Source organism: Actinospica acidithermotolerans (assembly GCF_018139625.1).
GTDB lineage: Bacteria > Actinomycetota > Actinomycetes > Streptomycetales > Catenulisporaceae > Actinospica > Actinospica acidithermotolerans.
Genome location: NZ_JAGSOH010000193.1, coordinates 1 through 8971 on the forward strand (window position 1 = coordinate 1; position 8971 = coordinate 8971).

6 protein-coding genes are annotated in these 8971 nt (G+C 71.0%); 2 read left to right on the forward strand and 4 right to left on the reverse strand.

Annotated features, from left to right (window positions below; genetic code table 11):
* Nucleotides 1-77: 77 nt before the first annotated feature.
* From KDK95_RS33025 to KDK95_RS33035, 3 genes are all read right to left on the reverse strand, one after another.
* A complete protein-coding gene (locus KDK95_RS33025; RefSeq protein WP_212522293.1) occupies nt 78-593 on the reverse strand; it encodes a PadR family transcriptional regulator in 516 nt (171 codons plus the stop codon).
* Nucleotides 594-742: 149 nt separating this feature from the next.
* Nucleotides 743-2077 carry an MFS transporter gene (locus tag KDK95_RS33030; protein WP_212522294.1) on the reverse strand — a complete coding sequence of 445 codons (1335 nt, stop codon included), beginning with the start codon at nt 2075-2077 and terminating at the stop codon, nt 743-745.
* A gap of 108 nt (nt 2078-2185) precedes the next feature.
* Nucleotides 2186-2656 carry a MarR family winged helix-turn-helix transcriptional regulator gene (locus KDK95_RS33035; protein WP_249162269.1) on the reverse strand — a complete coding sequence of 157 codons (471 nt, stop codon included), beginning with the start codon at nt 2654-2656 and terminating at the stop codon, nt 2186-2188.
* Nucleotides 2657-2970: 314 nt separating this feature from the next.
* On the opposite strand from KDK95_RS33035, the gene KDK95_RS33040 reads away from it, so the two are divergent.
* Nucleotides 2971-4248 (forward strand): hypothetical protein, encoded by a 1278-nt coding sequence (locus tag KDK95_RS33040; protein ID WP_212522295.1) that lies wholly within the window; start codon nt 2971-2973, stop codon nt 4246-4248.
* Between the two features lie 72 nt (nt 4249-4320).
* Nucleotides 4321-5274 (forward strand): hypothetical protein, encoded by a 954-nt coding sequence (locus tag KDK95_RS33045; protein ID WP_212522296.1) that lies wholly within the window; start codon nt 4321-4323, stop codon nt 5272-5274.
* A gap of 114 nt (nt 5275-5388) precedes the next feature.
* On the opposite strand, the gene KDK95_RS33050 is transcribed toward KDK95_RS33045, so the two are convergent.
* Nucleotides 5389-8971 (reverse strand): multifunctional oxoglutarate decarboxylase/oxoglutarate dehydrogenase thiamine pyrophosphate-binding subunit/dihydrolipoyllysine-residue succinyltransferase subunit (locus KDK95_RS33050; RefSeq protein WP_249162270.1); only part of this gene is annotated, 3583 nt, incomplete at its 5' end.

The following is an 8971-nucleotide window of genomic DNA, read 5'->3' on the forward strand; positions in this document are numbered from 1 at the left end:
CACCCCCGCCAGGGCGCGGACCTCGGCCTCCCCGCTGCCGTGCACCCGCGTCAGATCCCTGAGGCTGACGACCGGCCCTACCCGATTCTGCGACATACCTGCTCCTCCACGTGGTCCAGCCAGCGGATCTCCGCCTCGGCCTGGAAGATCTGCGCTTCGAGGACGAGCGACCAGGCCAGCGCCGGCTCGGCGGCCCGCAGCTTGCGCCGGGTCAGCTCGTGCAGCGTGGACTGCGCGTGGGTGCGCTGGAGCCGCACCAGCGCGGCGACGTCCACCCCCGGCACGGTCACGGCCAGCGCCAGCTTCATCGCCAGCTCGTCACGCGGCCGGTCGTGCTGGGTGATCGGGCGGGCGAACCAGTCGTCGAGCTCGGCCGCGCCGGGCGGCGTGATCGCGTAGACGACGTGCCCCTCCTCGTCCTCGCCGGTCTTGACGACGAGGCCGTCCCGCTCCAGCCGGCCGAGGGTGGTGTAGACCTGGCCGATGTTCACCGGCCAGGTCGACCCGGTCGCCTCCTCGAACGCGGCGCGCAGCTGGTATCCGTAACCCGGCCGCTCCCGCAGCAACGCGAGAATCCCGTGCTTCACGGACATGCTGCGCGCCTCCCCTCCTGCTCTTGCATACGCGGTATGTATACCGAGTATGCAAGCCGCCGCGCAAGCCGGCCGGGACCCGGCGCGGCTCCGGACAACGCGAAGGGGCCGCATCGGCGTACCCGATGCGGCCCCTGATCTGCCGTTCGTCAGTCGGAGAGCCCGACCGAGATCACCTCGCCGGCCTCCTCCGCGGCCGCCTCGTCGGCCGGCTGCCCGGCCGCGTCGAGGGCCTCGCCGTTGTCCGCCGCCGCGAGCAGCCGGTGCGCCGTGGCCAGCACGCCGATCGCCACGACGAGCATGCCCGCGCCCAGGTAGAAGGGCACGTGGTCGTTGTAGCGGGCGGCCAGCTTGCCGGCGACGTACGGCGCCAGGCCGCCGCCGATGAACCGCACGAAGCCGTACGCCGCCGAGGCCACCGACCGGTCGACCGGCGAGACCTGCATGACCGCCTGCGTCATCAGCGTGTTGCTCAGGCCGATGAAGGCACCGGAGACGATCACCGCCGTGATCAGCACCGCCTTGTGGTCCGTCCACAGCGCGATCACCAGCACGTCGAGCGCCATCAGGAAGAAGTTCGCGTACTGCGTGCGGGCCGTGCCGAACCTGGCCTGCAGGCGCGGCGCGACGAGCACCGCGAAGATCGCGACGAGCACGCCCCAGCCGGCGAAGACGAAGCCGAGTTCGTGGATGCCGAGGCCCATCGGGAAGGGGCTGTACGCCAGGACCGTGAAGAACGCCCAGTTGTAGAAGAGGGCGACGACGCTGACCGTGGCCAGGCCGCGGTGCCGCAGCGCGCGCAGCGGCTCGGTGAGCCCGATCTTGCGGGCCGGCTGGGGAGTCCGGTCCAGGAACACGACGGTCGCCGCGAGCGAGATCGCCATCAGCGCGGTGACGCCGAAGAACGGTCCGCGCCAGCTGATGCCGCCGAGCAGTCCGCCCACCAGCGGGCCGAGCGCGATGCCGATGCCCAGCGCGGTCTCGTAGAGGATGATCGCCCCGTTGAAGCCGCCGGACGCCGCGCCGACGATGACGGCCAGCGAGGTGGCGATGAACAGCGCGTTCCCGAGGCCCCAGCCGGCCCGGAAGCCGATGATCTGGCTGATCGTGTGCGAGGAGCCGGCCAGCGCGCTGAACAGCACGATCAGGACGAGCCCCGCGATCAGCGTCCGCTTGCCGCCGATCCGGCTGGAGACCCAGCCCGTGACCAGCATCGCGACGGCGGTGACGACGAGGTAGCTGGTGAACAGCAGCTCCACGTTGCTCGCGCTGGCGTGCAGCTGCGAGGAGAGCGCGGGCAGGATCGGATCGACCAGGCCGATGCCCATGAACGACACGACGCAGGCGAAGGCGACCGCCCAGACGGCCTTCGGCTGACGGAAGGGGCTGCCGGAGGCCGCGGCGTGGCCGTGACCGTGGCCGTGACCAGGACCGTGACCGGGGCTGGGCTGATGAGTCTGAGTCTGCGTATTCGGGTTGCTCATGCGCTATCGCTTCGCTTTCGATACGAGTCGTTTCCTCGGAGGATTCGTTCGGCCGACGGTCGGACTGCTCCCTGCTGGAATTCCTGCTGACGTGCCGTTTTTTTCCGGCTACCTGCCGCGGCCGGCCAGGGCGGCGCCGGCCTCCATCGCCTCTTCCTGCAGCTCGCGCAGCCGGAGCAGCGCCGGCACCGCGGCCGCCAGCGCCTCGAGGTCGGCGGCCGGCAGCTTGCCGACCAGCTCGGAGAGCCGGTCCGCCCCGGCCTGGCGGCGGGCGGCGAGGAACTCCTCGCCCTCCGGCGTCAGCGACACGAGCACGGCGCGCCCGTCCGTGGGATCGGGCCGGCGGCCGACCAGCCCCGCCTGCTCCAGCGAGCCGACCAGCACCGTCATCGACGGCTGCGCGATCCCCTGCAGCCCGGCGAGCTCCGAGATCCGCTGCGCCCCCTTGCGGTCCAGCGCGGCCAGCGTCGAGATTCCGGTCAGGCTCAGCTGCCGCGGCTGCGAGGTGAACCGGATCACCGCCGCCGACAGCCAGTACACGGCCTCCGCCGCGGCCCGCGGGTCTTGTTCCATGCTCATGGGAAAAGCATAGCCCAAACTATGTAGCTTGTCTAACTATCCCGGGCCGGGGACCGGTCCCCCGCGCACGGGGCACCCCGCGTCGACGCGCGGCGGCCCAGGGTGCACAATGCGGGATGAGTCACGTGGACGCGGGGCATCACAGCTTGGAAAATGTCAGCGTTCTGCCTGCTACACGGCTGTAGACTCAAGTTCAGAACATTCCTTGCTGGGGGGAGCATTCGGTCCGATGGCGCCATCCGCTTCGCCGTCTCATCTCCCGGATTCGATGGAGAACGAGCATTCTGATGATTGATCAAGGGGAGGGCCCGGCAATGGACGGCGAATCCGCCGACGAGGCGAGCACACAGGTGGTCGGAACCGCGGCGTCCGCCGCGGATTCGAACTCGCAGGTGTCTGATTCGGCACCGGCCGAGGCGCCGGAGGAGCAGAGCCCCGCCGCACCGCGGGAAGACGCGCCACGGGAGTCGGCGCCGCAGGATGCGGCGTCGCGGGAGCCCGCAGCGGCCGAGGTCCCGCAGCAGCAGAGCCCTGCGGCACAGGAGGCCGCGCAGGAGTCCGCAGCGGCCGAGGTCCCGCAGCAGCAGAGCCCCGCGGGACATGAGGCCGCGCAGGAGCCCGCAGCGGCCGAGGTCCCGCAGCAGCAGAGCCCCGCGGCACAGGAGGCCGTGCAGGCCCCTGCTCCCGCTCCTGCTCCCGAGCCGGTCGCGGCTACGCAGCAGGCGTCGGCGCCGCAGGAGACCGTGCAGCTGGCCACCCAGGCCGCCGCGGCCCCGCAGCAGCAGGGCTCCGCGCCGCTCGTTCCGCCGCAGCCGCAGGGCCCGGCGCCGCTCGTGGCCCCTCCGGTCACCGCGGCTGCGCCGACCACCGTGCCGCCGCAGGGCGACGCGAATGTGCCTTCGACGCAGCCCACGCCTTACGGGGGCCAGGCCTTCGGCGCCGCGCCCTACGGTGCGGAGCCGTATTCCGGTGAGCCGTATTCCGGTGACCCGTACGGCGCCGCGGCCGCCGAGCCTAAGAAGCGCAACCTGCTGGCCCTGCTCGGCGTGATCTTCGCCATCCCGGTATGGCCGGCCGGACTGGTGCTCTCCACCCTCGGCCTGTTCAACGCCGTCTCCCGGCGCACGGGCAAGGCGCTGGCCATCATCGGACTCGTGCTCTCGATCGTCACCGGCGGCGCGATCATCGGCCTGCTGTCCGCCGCCACGTCCACCGTCGCCTCGTCCACGGCCCTGGACCCGGGCTGCACCAACGTCGAGGCGAGCCTGGCGGCCGAGGTGGCCACGCTGAAGACCGACGCGGCCACCCTCGTGTCCAACGAGAACAGCGCCTCCAGCTCGACCAGCTCGATCACCACGGTGAACGACGACCTGAACACGATCGAGTCCTACCTCGAGGCGGCCAGCGGCAACGCCACGCACGCCAACGTGAAGGCCGACCTGGACGCGATGGACACGCAGGTCCAGGCCGTCGGCAAGGCGCTGACCGCCGTCCAGAACCACTCCAAGGACTCCGACGGCGCCGCCTCGGCCGCGCTGACGACGCTGCAGGTCACGGACGCCAACCTGGACGCGCTCTGCGGCTCGTACTAGGCCGCGCGCGCCCGCGAGAGAAACAGACTTCGAGCTTCAACTTCCTTACCGCGTGAAAAGAGTGGCACAGCCATGACGACGCAACCCGAAGAAAGTCCCGCAGAGACTCCGAACTCCGCCCCGGCCGAGCCGACGCAGCCCATCGTGCCCGCGCAGCCGGCCGAGCCGACCCAGCAGCTTCAGCCCCCCGCCCCGGCGACGGGCTCCGGGCCGCTCGTGCCGCCGCCACCCGCGCCGTTGGTCGCGCCGGCACCGGCGCCCGCTCCGGCGTGGGGGCAGCAGGCTCCGGTCGATCCGGCGCTGCAGGGCGTCGCCTCGGTCGGCGCGGTGCCGGGCGTTGCGGTGCTCAGCCCGGAGGAGCAGGCGGCCGTCGAGGCCAAGAAGGCGAAGCGGCGCATGCTGTTCGCGAAGACGGCGGTCCTCGCGGTGCCGGCGATCGCCCTCGTCGGACTGCTGATCGGCACCAGTGTCGAGAGCAGCGCCCTGACGAACAAGACGAACACCGCCTCCACGGCGGCGAAGGCCGCGAACGCGGCGGCGGGCCTGGTCGCCCAGCTGCGCGCCGCGCAGTCGGCGGCCGAGGCCTCGATCCTGGTGGACCCGGGCTGTGTTGCGGTCGAGTCCAAGGCGACGGCGACCCTCGAGACCAAGGTCGTCACGGACACCGACGCCCTGCTCAAGGCCGAGCAGGGCTCGAGCTTCGCCGCCGTCGACGCGGCTGCGAACGCGTACATCAACGACCTGCAGACGTTCTCGACGAACCTCCAGCAGGACGCCGCGCTCTCCAGCCGGTCCAACTTGAAGACCTCCGTCGGCTCCGTCACGAGCGACCTCGGCGTGCTCATCTCGGCCATGCAGACCGCGATATCCGGCAACTACACCACGGCCACCGACAACAGCTTCCAGGCGGCGGCGGACCGGATGGTCGGCGACGAGACCGCTGTGGACACGCTCTGCGGCGGTACCACGCTCGTCGACGGCAACTCGTCCTCCAGCAGCAGCGGGAACAGCACCACCTCGGCGTAAGCGGCAGACGCCGAGGCGGCACACACCGTGGCGGCACAACAAGACGGCGTCCCCCGCGGCTTCCGCATCGGAAGCCGCGGGGGACGCCGTTCACGTTCCAGCCGGGCGCGGGCCTCAGTCGGCGAAGGCCTCCTCGACCACGCGCTGCTGCTCGATCTCGTGCCGCTTGTGCGAGCCGACCGCCGGGGAGGACGAGCCGGGGCGCGAGACGCCGGTCAGCGCGCGCCCGCCGAGCTCGGCGGGCAGGTGCAGGGCCATGAACGGCCAGGCGCCCTGGTTCGCCGGCTCCTCCTGCACCCAGCGCACGTCCGCGTTCGCCGGGTACTGGGCCAGCTCCTGCAGCAGCTCGGCGCCGGGAAGCGGGTAGAGCCGCTCGGCGCGGACCACGGCGGTGTCCGTGATGCCGTGCTTCTCGCGGTAGGCCACCAGATCCCAGTAGACCTTGCCGGAGCAGACCAGCACGCGCTTGACGCCGCCGGCGGCGACCGTCGTGTCGCCGATGATCGGGCGGAACGCGGTGGTGCCGGTGAACTCCTCGATCCTCGAGGAGGCCGCCTTGAGCCGGAGCATCGACTTCGGGGTGAAGACGACCAGCGGCTTGTGCGACGGGTTCAGCGCCTGCCAGCGCAGCAGGTGGAAGTACGACGACGGCAGCGACGGCATCGCGACCGTCATGTTGTTCTGCGCGCACAGCTGCAGGTAGCGCTCGATGCGGGCGGACGAGTGGTCCGGGCCCTGGCCCTCGTAGCCGTGCGGCAGCAGCAGGACGACGCCGGAGCGCTGGCCCCACTTCTGCTCGCCGGAGGAGATGAACTCGTCGACCACGGTCTGCGCGCCGTTGCCGAAGTCGCCGAACTGGGCCTCCCAGAGGACCAGCGCGTTCGGGCGGGCCACGGAGTAGCCGTACTCGAAGCCCATCGCCGCGTACTCGGAGAGCATCGAGTCGTAGACCGTGTAGGTGGCCTGGTTCTCGGCCAGGTAGGACAGCGGCGTGTACTCGCGCGCGCTGGCCCGGTCGACGACCACGTGGTGCCGCTGCACGAAGGTGCCGCGGCGCGAGTCCTGGCCGGTGAGCCGGACCGGGACGCCCTCGGTGAGCAGCGAGCCGAACGCCAGGGTCTCGCCCATCGCCCAGTCGATCGTGCCGTCGCTGACCATCTGCGCGCGCTTCTGCAGCTGCGGCAGCACCCGCGGGTGCGGCTCGAAGCCCTCGGGCAGGTTGACGTGCACCTCGACGATGCGCTTGACGACGTCGTCGGAGATCGCGGTCGGCACCGCGACCGGGAACGGCTCCTCGCTGGCGCCGTCGGCCACCGGGTTGACCGGCGCCTTGCCGGTGTCCTTGGTCTCCGCGAAGGCCTGCTCCAGCTTCGACTGGTAGTCCTTCAGCGCGGCCTCGGCCTCTTCGATGGTGATGTCGCCGCGGCCGATCAGCGCCTCGGTGTACAGCTTGCGGACCGAGCGCTTGGCCTCGATCAGCTTGTACATCAGCGGCTGGGTCATCGACGGGTCGTCGCCCTCGTTGTGGCCGCGGCGCCGGTAGCAGACCATGTCGATGACAACGTCCTTGTTGAACTCCTGCCGGAATTCGAAGGCCAGCTGCGCCACCCGGACGCAGGCCTCGGGGTCGTCGCCGTTCACGTGGAAGATCGGCGCCTCGACCATCCGCGCGACGTCGGTGCAGTAGACCGAGGAGCGCGAGGACGCGGGCGAGGTGGTGAAGCCGACCTGGTTGTTGATGACCAGGTGGATGGTGCCGCCGGTGCGGAAGCCGCGCAGCTGCGACATGTTCAGCGTCTCGGCGACCACGCCCTGGCCGGCGAACGCGGCGTCGCCGTGCATCAGGATCGGCAGCACGGTGAACGCGGAGCCGGCCTTGTTGATGATGTCCTGCTTGGCCCGCGCGTAGCCCTCGAGCACCGGGTCGACCGCCTCGAGGTGCGAGGGGTTGGCGACCAGCGAGACCTTGATCTGGCTGCCGTCGAGCGCGGTGAACGTGCCGTCGGTGCCCAGGTGGTACTTCACGTCGCCGGAGCCGTGCATCGACTTCGGGTCGAGGTTGCCCTCGAACTCGCTGAACACCTTGGAGTAGGGCTTGCCCACGATGTTCGTGAGCACGTTGAGGCGCCCGCGGTGCGGCATGCCGATCGCGGCCTCGTCCAGGCCCTCCTCGGCGGCGGAGGAGATGATCTGGTCGAGCACCGCGATCGCGGCCTCGCCGCCCTCCAGCGAGAAGCGCTTCTGGCCCACGTACTTGACCTGCAGGAAGGTCTCGAAGGCCTCGGCCGCGTTGAGCCGGTTGAGGATCCGCAGCTGCTCCTTGCGGGACGGCTTGGCGTTGCCGTTCTCCACCTTCGCCTGGATCCACTTGCGCTGTGCCGGGTCCTGGATGTGCATGTACTCGATGCCGACGGTGCGGCAGTACGAGTCGCGCAGCACGCCGAGGATGTCGCGCAGCAGCATCATCGGCTTTCCGCCGAAGCCGCCGGTGGCGAACTCGCGCTCGAGGTCCCACAGCGTCAGACCGTGCTCGACGACGTCGAGGTCGGGGTGCCGGCGCTGCTTGTACTCGAGCGGGTCGGTGTCGGCCATCAGGTGGCCGCGGGTGCGGTAGGAGTCGATCAGCTCCTGCACGCGCGCGGTCTTGTTGATGTCGTTCTCGTGCGTGGCCGGGATGTCCTGCACCCAGCGGACCGGCTCGTAGGGGATGCGCAGCGACTCGAAGACGCGGTCGTAGAAGTCGTCGCCGCCGAGCAGCAGCTGGTGGATCGCCTTGAGGTACTCGCCGGACTGCGCGCCCTGGATGATCCGGTGGTCGTAGGTGGACGTCAGCGTCATGACCTTGCTGACGGCCAGCCGGTTGAGCGTCTCCTCGCTCGCGCCCTGGTACTCGGCCGGGTACTCCATCGCGCCGACGCCGATGATCGTGCCCTGGCCCTTCATCAGCCGCGGCACCGAGTGCACGGTGCCGATGCCGCCGGGGTTGGTCAGCGAGATCGTGGTGCCGGCGAAGTCGTCGGCGGTCAGCTTGTTGTTGCGGGCCTTGCGGACCAGGTCCTCGTAGGCCTGCCAGAACTCGCGGAAGTCCATCAGCTCGGCGGCCTTGATGGAGGGCACCACGAGGGTGCGCGAGCCGTCCGGCTTCTGCAGGTCGATCGCCAGGCCGAAGTTGATGTGCTCGGGCGTGACCAGGGCGGGCTTGCCGTCCACCTCGGTGAACGAGCCGTTCATCTCCGGGATGGCCTTGGTCGCCTGCACCATCGCGTAGCCGATGAGGTGGGTGAAGGAGACCTTGCCGCCGCGGGCGCGCTTGAGGTGGTTGTTGATGACCACGCGGTTGTCGATCAGCAGCTTCGCCGGCACCGCGCGCACCGAGGTGGCGGTCGGCACCTCGAGCGAGGCGTTCATGTTGGTGATCAGCCGGGCGGCCGGACCGCGCAGCACGGTGGTCGCGGCGCCGCCGCCGGTCGGGGTGGAGGCGGTGGGCGGGGCGGTGATCGCCGCGTCGCGCGGCACGCCGCCGACCGGGGCCACCGCCTTCGGGGTCGGCTTCGGGGCGAGCGCGCCGGGCGTCTCGGCCTCGGCCGCCGCCACGGCCGGGGCGACGCCCGCGGCGACCTGGGCGACGGGGGCCTGGTTGCCGGGCACCGGCACCGGCTTGGCCAGCGGCTCGGGGGCGGCGGGAGCGGTCGCGGTG